The organism is Rhodococcus sp. 27YEA6 (assembly GCF_044908235.1).
Classification (GTDB): Bacteria; Actinomycetota; Actinomycetes; order Mycobacteriales; family Mycobacteriaceae; genus Rhodococcus_F; species Rhodococcus_F qingshengii.
This window is the reverse complement of record NZ_JBIYCY010000001.1, coordinates 920,214-936,364: the sequence shown is the minus strand read 5'-3', so window position 1 is coordinate 936,364 and position 16,151 is coordinate 920,214. Positions and strand designations below refer to the sequence as shown.

Sequence of the window (16,151 nt, the reverse complement as noted above, 5' to 3'; positions counted from 1 at the left end):
CCCATGCTGACGATCACCGCCCTCACCCCACCCGAGTCACCGGCCGCGACTTCGCCGTCCACGTCCACCCCTCTGCGTGTAGGTCTCGTCCAACATCGCTGGCACGAGGACCAAGACGACCTCCACGCTGAATTGAGCGAAGGCATTGCGTCCGCAGCGAAGCTGGGCGCTTCCGTGGTCTTTCTTCCGGAGCTGACGCTCAGCCGCTACCCCGCCTCCACCCCGGCCGGCGACAATCCCGGACGCGCGGCGGAAGACCTGCTCACCGGACCCACTTTCGCCTTCGCCACCAAAGCCGCTGCGGAGAACCAGGTTCTCGTTCACGCGTCGTTGTACGAGCGCAGCGACGCCGAGGACGGCCTGGGCTTCAACACCGCGATCCTGGTCTCGCCCGGGGGTGAACTTCTCGGTCGTACCCGCAAGCTCCACATTCCGGTGACGGCCGGGTACTACGAGGACACGTACTTTCGCGGCGGTCCGTCCGTGGACGCATACCCCGTTCACGAGGCACTCGGCGCCAAGTTCGGACTCCCGACATGCTGGGACGAGTGGTTCCCCGAGGTCGCACGTGCATACTCCCTCGCCGGTGCCCAGGTCTTGGTGTACCCGACGGCGATCGGCTCGGAACCCGATCACCCGAACTTCGACACCCAACCGCTGTGGCAGCAAGTGATCGTCGGAAACGGTATCGCCAACGGCACTTTCATGGTTGTCCCCAATCGCCACGGCAGTGAAGGTCTCATCAACTTCTACGGTTCGTCGTTCATCTCGGACCCGTACGGACGCATCCTCGTTCAGGCTCCGCGCGACGAATCAGCCGTCCTGGTCGCAGATCTCGATCTACAGCACCGTGAAGACTGGCTTGCGCTGTTCCCGTTCCTGGCCACTCGCCGACCCGACACCTACTCGGGCCTGACCGCACCGGTGAACACTGCAGGAGCCAACCGATGACCTGGCGCATGCCCGCGGAAAGTGAGCCGCACGAACGTACCTGGATGGCGTACCCGAGCGCCGGATACTCCCTCGGGGACACCGCGGAAGAACAACACGAAGCGCGCTCGACGTGGGCGGCCGTCGCCCACGCCGTCGCCGAATTCGAGCCGGTCACCGTCGTCGTCGATCCCGCCGAAGTCGAAGAAGCACGAAAGTACCTGTCCGAGAAGGTCGACATCGTCGAGGCACCTCTCGACGACGCGTGGATGCGCGACATCGGGCCGACGTTCGTCCTGTCCGACGAAGGCCGTCTCGGCGGAGTCGACTGGGTGTTCAACGGCTGGGGTGCACAGGATTGGGCGCAGTGGGACAAGGACTCGAAGATCGGCGCGTTTGTCGTCGAACAATCCGGTACCCAGTTGATCGACTCACCAATCGTCAACGAGGGCGGCGGTATTGCGGTCGACGGTCTCGGCACCGTCTTGGTCACCGAAACCGTCCAACTCGATCCGGGGCGAAACCCCGACCTGACGAAGGCCGACATCGAGGCCGAACTCGCCCGCACCATCGGCGCCAAGCACGTGATCTGGCTTCCCCGCGGGTTGACTCGCGATCAGGAGACCTACGGAACGCGCGGACACGTCGACATCGTCGCTGCCATCTCTTCCCCCGGAGTGGTACTCGTCCATGACCAACGCAATCCGGTGCACCCTGACTACGCCGTCAGCAAGACGATCATCGAGTTGTTCGAAAGCTCGACGGACGTCGGCGGCCGGCCGTGGAAGGTCATTCGGGTACCCGCTCCCGAAATCCTGCGCGACGACGCGGGATTCGTCGACTACAGCTACATCAACCATCTCGTGGTCAATCGCGGAGTGATTGCCTGCAGCTTCGACGATCCGGCCGACGCCGAAGCGGCCCGGATCCTTGCGGCCGCCTACCCCGGGCGCACCGTCGTCACCGTCGACGCCAGACCGCTGTTCGAACGTGGCGGCGGCATCCACTGCATCACCCAGCACCAGCCCGCTGAACAAGACTGACGGCGGCAGAATTAGCGGCGACCTCGCATGTAGTCACTTACGACCGCGGCGCCGAGGCCGTCCAGGTCCGGTGCGATGACGCGTCCACCCACACGGTGCGCCATCCGGTCGACCACCCTGGCCAGACCTGGATCCTCACCGAGGCGGAAGAACGTGACCTTGGCGCCCAGCCTGGCCACCGCGTCGAGTGCTCGAACCGTCAAACCGAGGGTTCGTGCACTCGGCGGGTAGTCGAACCTGGCTTCTCCGTCCGCTTCGAGATGAGCCGTCGGCTCACCGTCGGTGACGATCAGTACCACCGGCTGTGCGTTGGAGTGGCGTCGAAGATGCCTGGCCGCCAACAACAGTGCGTGGTGCAGGTTGGTTCCCTGGTCCCACGCGCCGTCCAAACCAGCGAGCTCCGACGGGCTCAGCACGTGCGCGTGGCGTCCGAAGGCGATCAACTGGAGTTCGTCGCTGCGAAATCGCGTACTCACCAGATGATTGAGTGCCAGAGCGGTGCGCTTCATCGGTACCCAGCGATCTTCCATCACCATCGAGAACGACGTGTCCACCAGGAGAGCAACCGCGGCCTGACTGCGCTGTTCGGTTTCGGCCACCTCGACGTCGACGACGCTCAGCCGCACCGGCATTCGGCCCGGGTCACGCAGGACGGCGTTGGTGATGGTTCTCGTGACGTCCCACGGTTCCGTGTCCCCGAATTCCCATTCGCGGGACGCTCCGGTCGGTTCACCCATCGCACCGGCCCGACGCGTATCGCGTTGACCGGTTCGCGACGACAGTTGCCCGGCGACATCGCGCAGAGCAGTCTGCCCGAGCTGTCGCATGGCTTTGGGCGACAAGCGCCATTGACCATCCGGTGCACGATCGAAGAAACCCTGTTCCTGCAAAGCCTTTTCGAGATCGGCCAGGGTGCGAGCATCAGCGGCGGCTTCGTCGCCGAGTTGCCGCGCGAGTAGCTCGGGGTCGATGTCGTCGAGCGCCGCGCCCGCGTATTGCTGCGACAGTTGATCCGCCAAGGATTCCAGCTCGGCGATGTCCTGCAGGGCACCGGTCCCCTCACCCAACCCCATTCCGTTGTCGCCGCGGAACTGTTGCGAACCTTCCCAGTCCTCACCCGGCCGAGCCGCCTGAAGGAACTGGTCGAGTTGACTCAGCTCACTCATCAGGCTCGGATCACCGAATGCCTGCTGCGCCAACGCATCCAACTCGTCACGCTGCTCCTGCGAGAGCGAGTTCCGCAATCGTTGTGCAGCCGCCGCGCGCTGCGCCAAAGAATCCAGAAGTTCCTCGACGTTGCGCGGGTTGTCCGGGAAATACTGCCCGTGCTTGTCCATGAACTCCGCGAACTGCTCCGCAGTGTCGACGCCGCGAGAGTGCGCGTCGAGCAGTTGATTCAGATCAGCCAGCATCTGGCGTATCTGCTCACGATCCTCGTCGGTGGCGCCCTCGAGTGCCTGCTTCATTCCCGAGAAGCGTTGATCGAGAACCTCACGTCCGAGCAGATCACGAATCTTCTCGTAATCCGCGCGAGCCTGTTCGCTGCGCCAGTTGTAGTCGGCCAGATCTTGCACGGCCTGAGCTGTCGACGGCGGTAACTCCTCGATCCGCATTTCGTTGAATCGTGCGTCGTCGTCGAGAGCACGTGCCAGTTCTTTGCGCTCTTCGAGCACCGCCTTGTCGAGAAGCTTACGAACCTCGTCGAGCGTTCCGTCGAGATTGTTGCGGCGTAGCAACTCACGTCGGCGCCGGTTCGCCTGGGCAGCAAGGTCGTCGAGCCCGCGCATGTCCCGGTTGCCTCGGCGCAGGAGCTCTCGGAGGGCATGGCGCGGCGACGTGCCCGACAACACGTCGTCGCCGATTGCTGCCAGGGCCTCGCGCAGATCCACGGGAGGCGCGAGCGGATCGGGACCACCGTCGTAAGGCCCGTACCGCGGATTGTGGATCATCACTGCCCCTTACGAATATACCGAGCGGCCGCCCGGGTCTTGATCTTTGGAGATCCGGCGCGCGAGGTAAAGCCCTTCGAGGGCAAGTTCGGCACCGGCGGCACGCTCGCCGTCGGATTGCGCACCGAGACGTTCGGCTACTTCGTCCAGGACCTCGAGGTCCGGAAGCTCGTCGAGAAATGCCTTGGCCGTGACAGATTCACCGGTGACGATCGTGTTGCCCATCTCCACCGCAGCAACCAGCATCCCCAGGTCGATCCCGCCGAGACGTACCCGAACCGTATCGGCGGTCGCGCGACGCAGCAGGTGCTCGAGCACCTCCAGTTCCCGTCCCTCTTCACCGGATTCGAACTCGACCTTGCCGCGAAGAACCTCGACCACGGACTCGAGATCGACGGGCCGTGCAACAGGATCGGCTTCGCCGAGCACCGCTGCCCGTCGTACCGCGGCGGCACTGACGGTTTCCGCGCCGGCGACGGCAAAGCGTGCCGACACACCCGATCGCTGGTCCACCGAGGTGGATTCGCGTAGCAAGCGCGTGAATCTGGCAAGAATTTCGAGAAGGTAGTCGGGCACCTCCGCGGCCAGGTGCGCCTCCTGCTCGATCACCGCGATCTCGCCCGCCAGCTCGACGGGGTAGTGAGTGCGGATCTCGGCGCCAAAGCGGTCCTTGAGTGGTGTGATGATGCGCCCGCGGTTGGTGTAGTCCTCGGGGTTGGCGCTCGCGACCAGAAGAACGTCCAACGGAAGCCGAAGCGTGTACCCGCGGACCTGGATGTCCCGCTCTTCCATCACGTTGAGCAAAGAGACCTGGATGCGTTCGGCGAGGTCGGGGAGCTCGTTGATGGCCACGATTCCGCGATGCGCGCGAGGCACGAGGCCGAAGTGAATGGTCTCCGGATCGCCGAGGCTCCGGCCTTCGGCAACCTTGACCGGATCGACGTCGCCGATCAGGTCGGCGACCGAGGTATCCGGCGTCGCCAACTTCTCGGAGTACCGCTCGCTGCGGTGGCGCCAGGCGATCGGGAGGTCGTCGCCCAGTTCCTTGGCTCGACGTATCGAAGCCGGGGTGATCGGCTCGTACGGGTGCTCCCCCAGTTCCGAGCCTTCGATGACGGGCGTCCACTCGTCGAGCAGGAGCCCGAGAGTGCGAAGCAACCTCGTCTTTCCCTGACCTCGTTCGCCGAGCAGAACCACGTCGTGGCCGGCGATCAGCGCCCGCTCGAGTTGCGGGGCGACCGTGTCCTCGAACCCGACTATCCCGGGCCAGGGGTCACGGCCGTCCCGCAACGCGGCGAGAAGATTCTCTCGTAGTTCTTCCTTGACACTTCGCTGTACGTGTCCGGAGGCGCGTAGCTCTCCGAGGGTTTTTGCGACAGTCACCACTCCACGCTACGAGTGTTTGCGGGGTTTCGCCTCTCGCCGAGGAAGTTCGGTCGCTCAGCCCTCGATGTTCTCGGGATTCATCCAGATGATTTCCCAGATGTGGCCGTCGGGATCCTGGAAGCTGCGGCTGTACATGAAGCCGTGATCCTGCGTCGCGTTACCTTCGGAACCGCCGGTCTCGAGCGCCTTGTCGACGAGGGCGTCGACGGCCTCACGGGTCTCGGCCGAGAGACCGAGCAGCGCTTCCGTCGACGTCGAGGTGTCGGCGATGCCCTTGGTGGTGAAGGTCTTGAAGAAGGGCTCGGCCAACAGCATCACAACGATGGTGTCACTGATGACCATCGACGACGCATTCTCGTCGGAGAACTGCGTGTTCTTGGAGTATCCGAGGCCCTCGTAGAAGGTGGTGGCCTTGCCGAGGTCCTTGACGGGCAGGTTGAGGAAGAACATCGGCTGCGGGTTTGTCGCCATGAAAGGTCCTTTCCGAGACTTTGCTGTGCGCCTTTATTAACCGCCGGCGGTTAATAAAGGCGCACAGTAGACCTAAACTCCACCCATGGATACCTGGGTGTTGCCGGCCATGCTCGGCCTCGGACTCGCCGCAGCGTCCGGAATGCGAACCTTCCTGCCCCTGCTGATGCTCAGCGCTGCCGTCCACTTCGAACTGTTCGGGATCACCGTCGGCGAGTCGATGCGGTGGATCGGATCGACCGGCGCGCTGGTGGCATTGGCAATCGCCGCGGTGGTCGAACTGGGTGCCGACCTCATTCCGTTCGTGGACAACGCACTCTCGGTGATCGGGAACGTCACGGGGCCGATCGCCGGAGTGATCGCGGCCTGGGCGGCCTTCAGCCATCTCGACCCTGCGATGGCCGCGTTGGCGGGCATCATCGTCGGAGCGCCGACGGCGTTGACGTTCAGCGCCGCGCAGACCGGCACTCGCGCGGTCAGTACGGCCACTACCGGTGGGCTGGCAAATCCCGTCGTTTCCGTCATCGAGGATGTGCTGACTTTCTTCACTTCCTTGATCGCGATGATCTTGCCGCTCCTGATCATTCCCCTGCTCGCCGCGCTCTTGTGGTTCAGCTGGCGTGGCTGGCGTCGTGTCCGGAGTCTGCGCACCGCCTGACCGCACCGACCTGGTAGACAAGTCGTCATGTCCGACACCGAGATCTCGTTCCAATCCGGCGACGTCACCCTGTACGGGAGTCTTCGCCTGGCCGCCTCACCCGACGCCCCTGCCCCGGCCGCGCTGATTCTGGCCGGCAGCGGCCCCACCGATCGCAACGGCGACAGCGCCCTCCTCGAAGGCGACATCGGAACTCTGCGGTTCACCGCGGATCTTCTTGAAAAACAAGGGATTTCAAGCCTGCGTTATGACAAGCTCGGCAGTGGCGAAACCGCCCTCGGTGACTACGACATCGAGGACATCGCCGATCTCGGCTTCAACACTTTTGTCGACGCCGCCTCCGACGGACTGGACTACCTCGCCGGGCAACCCGGTGTCGATCCCGAGCGCTTGTTCGTGGTCGGACACAGCGACGGCGCCGTAGTCGCACTGGCTCTCGCCACCGCGAAGGAGGGCGCCAGAGTCAGTGCCCTCGCACTGCTCGAGCCACTGAGCGTCAGACTTCTCGATCTACTCACGACGCAGATTCACCGCCAGCTCGATGCGGTCGTCGGCGCCGGTCAGTTGCCGGTCGAACTGGCTGACGAACTGCGCGTCGCGCTCGCCGATGCCGTCGAGTCGCTGCGATCCGAGGGCACTGTTCCGGATGACCTGCCCGAGCCGCTGCAGAATGCGGGACTCGTACACGCCAACGCCAAGGCACTCGCCGAGGAAGACGCATTGGACCCGGTTGCGCTCGTGGCGGCGCTACCGGCGGGCATGCCCGTTCTCACGAGCTGCTCGGACAAGGACATCCAAGTCATTCCCGCCGATGTCGCGGCACTCGACGCCGCGCTCTCCCATACAGCGCTGACTTCCGTGCGGATGCGCAACGCCAACTTCGTACTCAAGGACATCGGCGACGAACAGTCCACCGGTGCCGACTACGTCGCGCCGCTTCCGTACTCGGCAGAGTTCTCGGAGCCCTTCACAGCGTGGGTCCGTTCGTTCTCCTGATCACGTACAGACCGAACGTCCTCTTTTTCAGGTAGAAAGTTCCCTCCGCGAACCATCGCGGAGGGAATTCTGCTTTCTACGCCTGACCTGCAACGCAGACTCTTTCAATCCAGCGAGCCCGGGGACAGAAGTCACCCGGAGTTTACGTTCGCGGCGCTTTTTATTGGTGCGAACCCTCGATCCGTGCTGTACGGTCATCCATTAACCAGCAACGCCACACAGAAGGGAACGGACATCATGTCGCTACACCCGCACGTCGTATCCGTACCTTCGTGGCGCAGCTGCACCGCAGACAAGCACATTTTTTCGGCCGCAATGTCGGCCAAGCACATGGGCAACAAGCGCGGTGTACCCCGAGAATGATCCCCAGTTTCACCGGATTCGTTCTCGGGCACCCAGGGCAAACGCCTCGGGTGCCTTTTCTTTTACCTTTCACACGCAGGAGCACCACATGAAACTTCGAGTCAACCAACTGTCCATCGCGCCGCCGTATGTCGATCTGCCCGGTGACCTCACCGGATACGCCGTCACCCTGGATCTTTCACACTCCGATGCGGCCCACGAAGCTACCCTCGGCGCATTGATCAGCGAGATCCGCAGTCGCGGAGCCTCACGCGTCGTCATCACCGGCTCACCGCGCGAACTCCAGGGCACCCACAGCAGCGCCGCCTGAAAGACCCGGGCGGCCTGAATGCAGAACGGGCCCCGAACTCCCGTTGAGGAGTCGAGGCCCGCTACCGACGTAGGAGTCAGTGCGCGAAGTGGCGCGCACCGGTCAGATAGAGAGTGACACCGGCTTCCTTGGCTGCGGCAATCACTTCGTTGTCGCGAACCGAACCACCCGGCTGCACAACAGCCTTGACGCCGGCGTTGAGCAGCACCTGCAGACCGTCAGGGAACGGGAAGAACGCGTCCGAAGCTGCAACCGAACCTACGACGCGGTCACCGGCTCGCTGAACAGCCAGATGCGCTGCGTCGACGCGGTTGACCTGGCCCATGCCGACGCCGACAGAGGCACCGCCGGAGGCCAGCAGGATCGCGTTGGACTTCACCGAACGGCTGGCGCGCCAAGCAAATTCGAGGTCAGCGAGAGTCTCGGCATCGGCAGCCTCACCGTTGGCGAGGGTCCAGTTGGCCGGGTTGTCGCCGTCGGCGTCCAGGACGTCGCGCTGCTGGAGCAAGGTACCGCCGGAGATCGGACGCAGTTCGATTCCGGTAGCGGTCGGAGCGGCTGCCTTCAGAACACGAATGTTCTTCTTACGCTGCAGAACCTCGACAGCTCCGTCTTCGTACGAGGGCGCGATGACGACCTCGGTGAAGATGTCGGCGATCTGCTCGGCCAGTTCGACGGTGACCTCGCGGTTGGCAGCGATCACACCACCGAAAGCACTGACCGGATCGCATGCATGCGCCTTGCGGTGGGCGTCGGCGATGTCGGTGCCGATGGCGATGCCACACGGGTTGGCGTGCTTGATGATTGCGACGGCCGGATCAGTGAAGTCGTACGCTGCGCGCCACGCTGCGTCGGAGTCCGTGTAGTTGTTGTACGACATCTCCTTGCCGTGCAACTGCTCCGCCTGAGCCAAACCTGCAGGCGCAGCCGGGTTTTCGTACAGCGCAGCGTCCTGGTGCGGGTTCTCGCCGTAGCGAAGAACAGCGCTGCGGTTCCAGGTCGCACCGACCCAGGCCGGGAACAGCGAACCGTCCTCGTCAGCGGCGATCGTGCTCGTCATCCAGCTCGCAACCGCGACGTCGTACGACGCAGTGTGCTGGAACGCCTGCGCTGCAAGCACAGTGCGCTCACGCAAGGTGAATCCGCCACCGGCAACGGCAGTCAGGACGTCGGCGTACCGAGCCGGATCGACCACGACGGCAACCGACGGATGGTTCTTGGCTGCAGCACGCACCATCGACGGGCCGCCGATGTCGATCTGCTCGACGCACTCGTCCGGGCTAGCGCCCGAGGCAACCGTCTCGGTGAAGGGGTACAGGTTCACGACAACCAATTCGAAGGTCGCGATGCCGAGTTCCTCGAGCTGAGCGAGGTGATCCGGCTTGCGGGTATCGGCGAGAACGCCGGCGTGGACGCGCGGATGCAGCGTCTTCACACGGCCTTCGAGGCATTCCGGGAATCCGGTCAGAGCCTCGACCGGGGTCACGGGGATTCCGGCGTCGGCGATCTTCGACGCGGTCGAACCGGTCGAGACCAACTCGACACCGGCCTCGTGCAGGCCCGTGGCCAGCTCGATCAGACCACTCTTGTCGTAGACGCTGACAAGTGCACGGCGCACAGCCTTGCGTTCACTCACTGGGGATCACGGCCTTTCGTCCATCGGAAACCACTCCGCGCGTAGCAACAGCGGCGATGACGTCCGCCAACAACCGTCGCTCCACAATTTTGATGCGTTCATGCAACGAAGACTCGGTGTCGTCGTCATGCACCGGCACAGCTTCCTGCGCCAAGATCGGCCCGGTATCAACTCCGCCGTCGACGAGATGCACCGTGGAACCGGTGACCTTCACGCCGTACGCCAGAGCGTCGGGAACCGCGTGCGCGCCGGGAAAGGCAGGCAGCAACGCGGGATGAGTGTTGATGATTCGGCCGCCGAAACGCTCGAGAAAGCTGGGGCCGAGGATTTTCATGAAGCCTGCACTGACCACGAGATCGGGTTCGTACTCGGCCACTGCTGCTGTCAGCGCCTCGTCCCAGGCGGCACGATTTTCGTAGGTCTTGATCGAGACCTTGAAGGACGGGATCTTCGAATCCGCAGCGTGCTCGGCGGCGAGGCAGTCACGATCTACACCGACGGCAACGATCTCGGCGGGGTATCCCTCGGCATGCGAAGCGTCGATCAGCGAAGTCAGCAGGGTTCCCGCGCCGGAAGCGAGTACGACTACCCGCGCGACAGAGTCGCGAAATTGGACCCTGTCGGGCATTGTCGGCTGCGGATTGTCGGCCGAGGCAGTCAGCGCACTACTCCTGAGAACTGGAAGATGATGCGGCCGGAGTATCGGCCGCATGACAGCCTAGTCGCTGGACTCCTGCGGCTTCGAGGGCAGGTCGGTCTCCGGCTCGGCCCCGGCTGTGGGGTCCGCCTCGGGTGCCGCGACAACCTCCGCGTCGACTACTTCGATCTCGACGGTTTCCTCTGTCACTACCTGCACGGGTTCGCCTGATTCTTCGACAATTTCGGCTTCGACGACCTTGGTCACTACCACCGCAGATTCCTGGGCGAGCACTTCGTCGGCGTTTTCGTCGTCCTCGCCATCCGTTGTGGCCGCGGCCGTGATCGCAAGTTCGGGCTCGGATGCTCGAGCCGGTTCAGCCGTCGGCGGCGCAACCTCGTCCTTCATGTGTCCGCGGTGTGAGAACCACATCGCGAACAGCGCCGAGACGGTTCCGAACAATCCCAGCCACGCAAAAGTCAGAAGACCGAAGCCCCACCACAGGACCTCGACGGTGCCGAACTGCCCGAGGTCTCCCCCCGCAGCAAGGGCAAGCAGAGCCATGACGACGCCGGCACCGGCAGCTGCCGTCAGCACCGCGAGCACACTGTCCTGCCCGGCGATGCGTCGAGCGCAATCACGGCCGAGCATCACACCCACCGCAGCCGGAACGATCAACAGCACCGGCCAGATTCCGCCGGCGACGCCTTCCGGAACCGCTCCGAGAAGGGGCAACGGTGGCAGATCTCCACCGATGTTGCCGAACACGCTGATGGAGACGTTGCCGAAATCGGCCGTCGATCCCGTCATCACCGCGGCTGCACCGACCACCAGGTTCGGCAGATAGAGCAGCGACAACACCGTCAATCCCAGCACGCCGACAAACCCGTTGCCTCGTGCGAGTAGGTCACCGACCGTCGACCACGACACGAGTAGTGACACCACGACGGCCACGGCGCCCGCAGCCAGCAGCGCTGCCGACGCGGCCGCGGCCGGACGAACAGCGGCAGATGCCCACGGCGGAATCTCGGCGACGACGCGATCCCAGTGCGCAGCAGCAACACCGACGGACGCGGCGATCAGGTGAATCCCGGCGACCCAGCCGAAAGCGGCCAACGTGTTGGGGCTCGACAGCGGAATTGCCGCGGAGGCGTCGGCGACAACGGCGAGAGCGATTGCCGTGATAGTCAACGGCCCGGCTACTGCCGCCCCCACCAGGCGGAGGGTGTCGTCACGGGAGTCGGTGTGCACCGCAGTCGACGCGCATCGGCGTGCAACCACCCACATCATGACGGCCGTCGGAAGCAATGGCAGTACACCGAGTTGGACGCCGCTGATAGTCGCCGGCACCTGGTGGATGACCAACCAGGTGGTGGCAATGGCGCCGAAGGTTCCGGTCAGGTCGCTGCTCGCCGATACCAAAGTGACCACGACGACAGCCGCGATCAGCAGCATCGTCAGGCCCGACGGTCGGAAGGCGACGGTCAGCAGCTTGCGCGCCAGGTCCGGGTTCGGTCCCGGGCGACCGCCGCCGACGCGGCCGCTGCCAGTACGACCACGTCCGGGTCGTGAGGACGTGGGACGGGACCGGGTGCCATCAATCAAAGAACTCATCCCCTCGAGGGTTTCACTCGACAGTGCGCCGCGCACTCAGGCGCGCCGTCGGGCTCACGGAATGTGGCCTCCACCCGCAGCGGGTCGGAGGCCACATTCATGTTCGTGAAACGAAGAAGTACTACTGCTGACGCTCGTCGGGGTTCTGCGAGCCGAAGACCTTGGTCTCGGCCGCGGAATCGCTGCTGCCCTGGTCAGGTTCCGCAGACGGCGTCGGCGCTTCGAAAGTGGGCGGCTCGAAGCCCGTCGGCTGCTCGGTCGAGCCAGTCTGCTGCTGGTTGTACGGCTGGCCGTAACCGCGTGGAGCGGTGAACTGATCCGACGAGTAACTCGGGTTCGGCTGGCCACCGGGCTGAGAGGTCAGCGGATAGTAAGACGACGTCGTCGCGGCCGACGAGTCGGTCTGTCCGGGATTTTGCACCGGGTTCTGCCCGTAGGGAGACGCAGTCTGGCCGTAAGGCGGCTGCGAAGCGGTCGGGTCGACGGGGGCGGCGTGCGCTCCCCCGTATCCCTGCTGCTGCGCCTGCCCGTACTGCGGATTCTGCTGGTACTGGCCCGGCTGCTGAGCCTGCTGAGGCTGGCCGTACTGAGCCTGTCCGTATCCCTGTGGCTGACCGGGCGCCTGCCCCGGCGCCTGGCCGTAAGGCTGCTGCTGACCGTACTGCTGAGCTACCGGTCGGGGCGCGGGCGCCTTCAGGATTCCGATCTCGAACAACAACGCGGCGACTGCGACGACGGTCTGCACGAACGAGAGGATCAGCACGATGATCAGGCCCCAACCGAGGCTGATGTCGACGTAGTCGCTGGTACCGACGGAGAACGCGGCGAACACCAAAGCGAAGAAACCCGTGAGGGTGAGCGCTGCGGCAATGCCTGCATACGACTGCTTCGGGAGCAGCGAGACGCCTGCGACCACACCGCCGGCGAAAACGAATCCGAGGCCGTAGATGCTCGATTCGAAGAAACTCGAACTGGTATCCAGGCCGCTACCGATGCCGCTGCTGCTTCCACTGATCGACGTGAAGGGCGCAAAACCGAGCAGGAAATTGATCAGGCCGAGTGCCGCGACGGCGATGAGCAGGATGAATCCGAGATTCTTGGTTCCACCGCCCGCTGCCGGCTGATTCGGTGGCCCGAAGCTGGGCCCTTGCGGCGTGAACGTCATGACTTCTCCTCGTAGACGGTCTTCGATGGTTACCAGCGTATGTGTCTCGACTTCGCACGCTAACACCGACAGGAGACAATGGGCAGATGCCCTTCACCCTCGCGCCCGGCGCCGACCACGTCGTCGAAACCGAGGTGAAGCACTCACGATTCATCGCCGCGCTTCACCGAGTAGACGACGCCGAAGCCGCCACGGAGTTCGTCGCGGAGCAGAAATCGCTGTATCCCGATGCGCGCCATCATTGTTCGGCTTTCGTGATCGGATACGAGGCGAACTCACGCGTCGAACGTGCACACGACGACGGTGAACCGGGCGGCACTGCCGGGGTGCCGATGCTTCAGGTTCTCAAGTCTCGAGATCTGGTCGATGTGATTGTTGTCGTCACGCGCTATTTCGGCGGAATCAAGCTCGGCGCCGGTGGATTGGTCCGCGCGTATTCGGGAGCGGTCTCGGTGGCTCTCGATTCGGCCGAGCTTGTGGCCAGGGAGAGAAAGGTCCTGCGCACTTTGGCGATCCGGCACTCAGAGGCCGGTCGGGTGGAAGCGGAGCTGAGAGCGCGGGGCGTCTCGGTGCTCGGAACTACGTATGGATCGAAGGCGGTGATGACACTCGCCGCCGGTGACGCCGACGATCTCGACTCGATCGTCGCATCCATCACATCCGGTGCGGGGCAGTTGGAACCTGCCGGGTCGATGTGGGTCGATACCACTGTGCGTGGTTAAGGAGTCCGGAGACTCCCTAACCACGCACGGGGGCGAAGCCCCTTACAGGGACTGAAGAATCTCGCGAGCGAGAGCAGCGGTAGCGGACGGCGTCTTGCCGACCTTCACGCCTGCAGCTTCGAGAGCTTCCTGCTTTGCCTGAGCAGTTCCCGAGGAACCGGAGACGATGGCACCGGCGTGGCCCATGGTCTTGCCTTCGGGAGCGGTGAAGCCTGCCACGTAGCCGACGACCGGCTTGGTGACGTTGGCCTTGATGTAATCGGCTGCACGCTCTTCCGCGTCGCCACCGATTTCACCGATCATCACGATGACCTTGGTCTCGGGATCCTTCTCGAACGCCTCGATGGCGTCGATGTGGGTGGTTCCGATGACCGGGTCGCCGCCGATGCCGATGGCGGTGGAGAAGCCGAAGTCACGGAGTTCGTACATCATCTGGTAGGTCAGGGTGCCCGACTTGGAGACCAGGCCGATGGGGCCGGTGCCTGCAATGTTGGCGGGCGTGATGCCGACGAGGGCCTCACCCGGGGTGATGATGCCGGGGCAGTTCGGTCCGATGATGCGCGTCTTCTTGCCCTTGGACTCGTTGTACGCCCAAGCGTAAGCGGAGTCCTGAACCGGGATGCCCTCGGTGATGACCACGAGGAGCGGGATCTCCGCGTCGATGGCCTCGACGATGGCGTCCTTCGAGAAGGCCGGGGGAACGAATGCGATGGAGACGTCTGCGCCGGTCTCCTTGATCGCCTCTTCGACCGTCGCGAAGACGGGGAGCTCGACAGGGGAACCGTCAGCTGCAACGTGCGAGACCGTGGTGCCGGCCTTGCGAGCGTTGACGCCGCCGACGACCTGGGTGCCGGCCTTGAGCATCAGAGCGGTGTGCTTGGTGCCCTCGCCGCCGGTGATGCCCTGGACGATGACCTTTGAATCCTTGGTGAGGAAGATTGCCATTGTTCTGTGAGTCCCTTACTTCGCTGCGTGAGCGAGTTCGGCGGCCTTGTCGGCGGCCTCGTCCATGGTTGCGACGACCGTGACCAGCGGGTGGTTGGCCTCGGCGAGGATGCGACGACCCTCTTCGACGTTGTTTCCGTCCAGGCGAACGACGAGCGGCTTGTTGGCCTCGTCACCCAGGGTCTTCAGTGCGCCGACGATGCCGTTGGCAACTGCGTCACACGCGGTGATGCCGCCGAAGACGTTGACGAACACGCTCTTGACCTGTGCATCGTTGAGGATGACATCCAGGCCGGCAGCCATGACTGCAGCGGAAGCTCCGCCGCCGATGTCGAGGAAGTTGGCGGGCTTGACGCCACCGTGGTTCTCGCCGGCGTATGCGACGACGTCCAGGGTGGACATGACCAGGCCTGCGCCGTTGCCGATGATTCCGACCTCACCGTCGAGCTTGACGTAGTTGAGGTCGTTTTCCTTGGCCTTGAGCTCGAGGGGATCGGTAGCGTCGCGATCCTCGAATGCCTCGTGGCCGGGCTGACGGAACGCTGCGTTCTCGTCGAGGGTGACCTTGCCGTCGAGGGCGAGGATCTGATCGTCAGGCGTACGAACGAGGGGGTTGACCTCGACGAGGAGTGCGTCTTCGCCGATGAAGACCTCCCACAGCTTCTGGATCGTCACGGCCGCTGCGTCGAGCACCTCTGCGGGCAGCTTTCCTGCCTCGGCGATGCTGCGCGCGAACGCGAGGTCGACGCCCTTGACTGCGTCGACGGGGATCTTGGCGAGAGCGTCGGGGTTCTCCTCGGCGGTGACCTCGATCTCGACGCCACCCTCTACCGAGCACATGGCCAGGTAGGTGCGGTTGGTGCGGTCGAGCAGGAAGGAGATGTAGTACTCCTCGGCAATGTCACTTGCCTCTGCGACCAGCAGCTTCTTGACGACATGGCCCTTGATGTCCAGGCCCAGGATTGCCTCGGCGTTTGCCACTGCGGCATCCACGTCGGGCGAGTACTTGACGCCACCGGCCTTGCCGCGGCCGCCTACCTTGACCTGTGCCTTCACCATCACGGGCTTACCGATTTCTTCGGCAATCTCGCGTGCGCCGGCGACTGTGTCTGTAACACGTCCAGCCGAAGTCGGCACTCCGTGCTTGGCGAAGAGTTCCTTCGCCTGGTATTCGAAGAGATCCATCTGCTCACCGTCTCGTCTGCGTTGTCACCCGCTCGAGGGGTAGGAGCGGGTCTGTTCTGGACTTTAACCAGTTGCCGCGTTCGGTTTGCGCCCGCATTGATGCTATGTGGCCCAAGTCACGCGCAATTGCCCGATGAGGCA

The 16,151-nt window shown here is 64.0% G+C and carries 15 protein-coding genes; 6 read left to right on the top strand and 9 right to left on the bottom strand.

The features are described from left to right. Positions 1-3: 3 nt before the first annotated feature. Together ABH939_RS04600 and ABH939_RS04595 are read left to right on the top strand one after the other, a co-directional pair. Positions 4-951 carry a nitrilase-related carbon-nitrogen hydrolase gene (locus ABH939_RS04600; RefSeq protein ID WP_404649385.1) on the top strand — a complete coding sequence of 316 codons (948 nt, stop codon included), beginning with the start codon at positions 4-6 and terminating at the stop codon, positions 949-951. After that, positions 948-1,973 carry an agmatine/peptidylarginine deiminase gene (locus tag ABH939_RS04595; protein WP_404649384.1) on the top strand — a complete coding sequence of 342 codons (1,026 nt, stop codon included), beginning with the start codon at positions 948-950 and terminating at the stop codon, positions 1,971-1,973. Before ABH939_RS04600 ends, ABH939_RS04595 begins: the two co-directional genes overlap by 4 nt. 11 nt (positions 1,974-1,984) lie before the next feature. On the opposite strand, the gene ABH939_RS04590 is transcribed toward ABH939_RS04595, so the two are convergent. Genes ABH939_RS04590 through ABH939_RS04580 form a run of 3 tightly spaced genes read right to left on the bottom strand, consistent with a single transcriptional unit; the run spans position 1,985 to position 5,779 of the window. Further along, entirely contained in the window at positions 1,985-3,922 is a 1,938-nt protein-coding gene (locus tag ABH939_RS04590) for a VWA domain-containing protein (protein ID WP_058226066.1), read from the bottom strand. A 9-nt stretch (positions 3,923-3,931) separates the two neighbouring features. Continuing rightward, positions 3,932-5,308: an ATP-binding protein gene (locus ABH939_RS04585; protein ID WP_404649383.1), complete on the bottom strand. Its 1,377-nt coding sequence runs from the start codon at positions 5,306-5,308 to the stop codon at positions 3,932-3,934. Positions 5,309-5,362: 54 nt separating this feature from the next. Then, a complete protein-coding gene (locus tag ABH939_RS04580) occupies positions 5,363-5,779 on the bottom strand; it encodes a VOC family protein (RefSeq protein ID WP_003946398.1) in 417 nt (138 codons plus the stop codon). 85 nt (positions 5,780-5,864) lie between these two features. Between ABH939_RS04580 and ABH939_RS04575 the strand changes: the two genes are divergently transcribed. From ABH939_RS04575 to ABH939_RS04565, 3 genes are all read left to right on the top strand, one after another. Further along, a complete protein-coding gene (locus tag ABH939_RS04575; protein WP_007727593.1) occupies positions 5,865-6,437 on the top strand; it encodes a DUF4126 domain-containing protein in 573 nt (190 codons plus the stop codon). Positions 6,438-6,464: 27 nt separating this feature from the next. Continuing rightward, entirely contained in the window at positions 6,465-7,433 is a 969-nt protein-coding gene (locus ABH939_RS04570) for an alpha/beta hydrolase family protein (RefSeq protein WP_404649382.1), read from the top strand. A gap of 451 nt (positions 7,434-7,884) precedes the next feature. Beyond that, complete coding sequence (locus ABH939_RS04565) at positions 7,885-8,106, top strand: hypothetical protein (RefSeq protein WP_003946391.1); 222 nt, start codon at positions 7,885-7,887, stop codon at positions 8,104-8,106. 76 nt (positions 8,107-8,182) lie between these two features. Here ABH939_RS04565 and purH read toward each other — a convergent pair whose 3' ends face one another. The 4 genes from purH to ABH939_RS04545 all read right to left on the bottom strand — a co-directional run bounded on the left by purH (position 8,183) and on the right by ABH939_RS04545 (position 13,158). Next, the gene (gene purH / locus ABH939_RS04560) at positions 8,183-9,742 is read right to left on the bottom strand and encodes a bifunctional phosphoribosylaminoimidazolecarboxamide formyltransferase/IMP cyclohydrolase (protein ID WP_003946407.1); all 1,560 of its coding nucleotides are present in this window, start codon (positions 9,740-9,742) and stop codon (positions 8,183-8,185) included. Continuing rightward, positions 9,735-10,454, bottom strand: coding sequence for a phosphoribosylglycinamide formyltransferase (purN, locus tag ABH939_RS04555; RefSeq protein WP_030534875.1), 720 nt, complete (start codon positions 10,452-10,454; stop codon positions 9,735-9,737). The genes purH and purN overlap by 8 nt, the downstream gene beginning before the upstream one ends. Before the next feature lie 6 nt (positions 10,455-10,460). Then, complete coding sequence (locus ABH939_RS04550) at positions 10,461-11,993, bottom strand: DUF6350 family protein (protein WP_007727603.1); 1,533 nt, start codon at positions 11,991-11,993, stop codon at positions 10,461-10,463. Positions 11,994-12,114: 121 nt separating this feature from the next. After that, positions 12,115-13,158: a DUF5336 domain-containing protein gene (locus tag ABH939_RS04545; protein ID WP_064074026.1), complete on the bottom strand. Its 1,044-nt coding sequence runs from the start codon at positions 13,156-13,158 to the stop codon at positions 12,115-12,117. An 86-nt stretch (positions 13,159-13,244) separates the two neighbouring features. Between ABH939_RS04545 and ABH939_RS04540 the strand changes: the two genes are divergently transcribed. Next, complete coding sequence (locus tag ABH939_RS04540; RefSeq protein WP_003946418.1) at positions 13,245-13,880, top strand: YigZ family protein; 636 nt, start codon at positions 13,245-13,247, stop codon at positions 13,878-13,880. A 42-nt stretch (positions 13,881-13,922) separates the two neighbouring features. On the opposite strand, the gene sucD is transcribed toward ABH939_RS04540, so the two are convergent. Then, the gene (gene sucD, locus ABH939_RS04535; RefSeq protein WP_003946432.1) at positions 13,923-14,825 is read right to left on the bottom strand and encodes a succinate--CoA ligase subunit alpha; all 903 of its coding nucleotides are present in this window, start codon (positions 14,823-14,825) and stop codon (positions 13,923-13,925) included. 15 nt (positions 14,826-14,840) lie between these two features. Further along, positions 14,841-16,010, bottom strand: coding sequence for an ADP-forming succinate--CoA ligase subunit beta (sucC, locus tag ABH939_RS04530; RefSeq protein WP_003946426.1), 1,170 nt, complete (start codon positions 16,008-16,010; stop codon positions 14,841-14,843). Positions 16,011-16,151 lie beyond the last annotated feature (141 nt).

Coding starts and splice junctions, on each gene's coding strand:
- ABH939_RS04600 (WP_404649385.1), top strand. CDS start 4: ATGCTGACGATCACCGCCCTCACCCCACCCGAGTCACCGGCCGCGACT.
- ABH939_RS04595 (WP_404649384.1), top strand. CDS start 948: ATGACCTGGCGCATGCCCGCGGAAAGTGAGCCGCACGAACGTACCTGG.
- ABH939_RS04590 (WP_058226066.1), bottom strand. CDS start 3,922: ATGATCCACAATCCGCGGTACGGGCCTTACGACGGTGGTCCCGATCCG.
- ABH939_RS04580 (WP_003946398.1), bottom strand. CDS start 5,779: ATGGCGACAAACCCGCAGCCGATGTTCTTCCTCAACCTGCCCGTCAAG.
- ABH939_RS04575 (WP_007727593.1), top strand. CDS start 5,865: ATGGATACCTGGGTGTTGCCGGCCATGCTCGGCCTCGGACTCGCCGCA.
- ABH939_RS04570 (WP_404649382.1), top strand. CDS start 6,465: ATGTCCGACACCGAGATCTCGTTCCAATCCGGCGACGTCACCCTGTAC.
- ABH939_RS04565 (WP_003946391.1), top strand. CDS start 7,885: ATGAAACTTCGAGTCAACCAACTGTCCATCGCGCCGCCGTATGTCGAT.
- purN (WP_030534875.1), bottom strand. CDS start 10,454: ATGCGGCCGATACTCCGGCCGCATCATCTTCCAGTTCTCAGGAGTAGT.
- ABH939_RS04550 (WP_007727603.1), bottom strand. CDS start 11,993: ATGAGTTCTTTGATTGATGGCACCCGGTCCCGTCCCACGTCCTCACGA.
- ABH939_RS04545 (WP_064074026.1), bottom strand. CDS start 13,158: ATGACGTTCACGCCGCAAGGGCCCAGCTTCGGGCCACCGAATCAGCCG.
- ABH939_RS04540 (WP_003946418.1), top strand. CDS start 13,245: ATGCCCTTCACCCTCGCGCCCGGCGCCGACCACGTCGTCGAAACCGAG.
- sucD (WP_003946432.1), bottom strand. CDS start 14,825: ATGGCAATCTTCCTCACCAAGGATTCAAAGGTCATCGTCCAGGGCATC.
- sucC (WP_003946426.1), bottom strand. CDS start 16,010: ATGGATCTCTTCGAATACCAGGCGAAGGAACTCTTCGCCAAGCACGGA.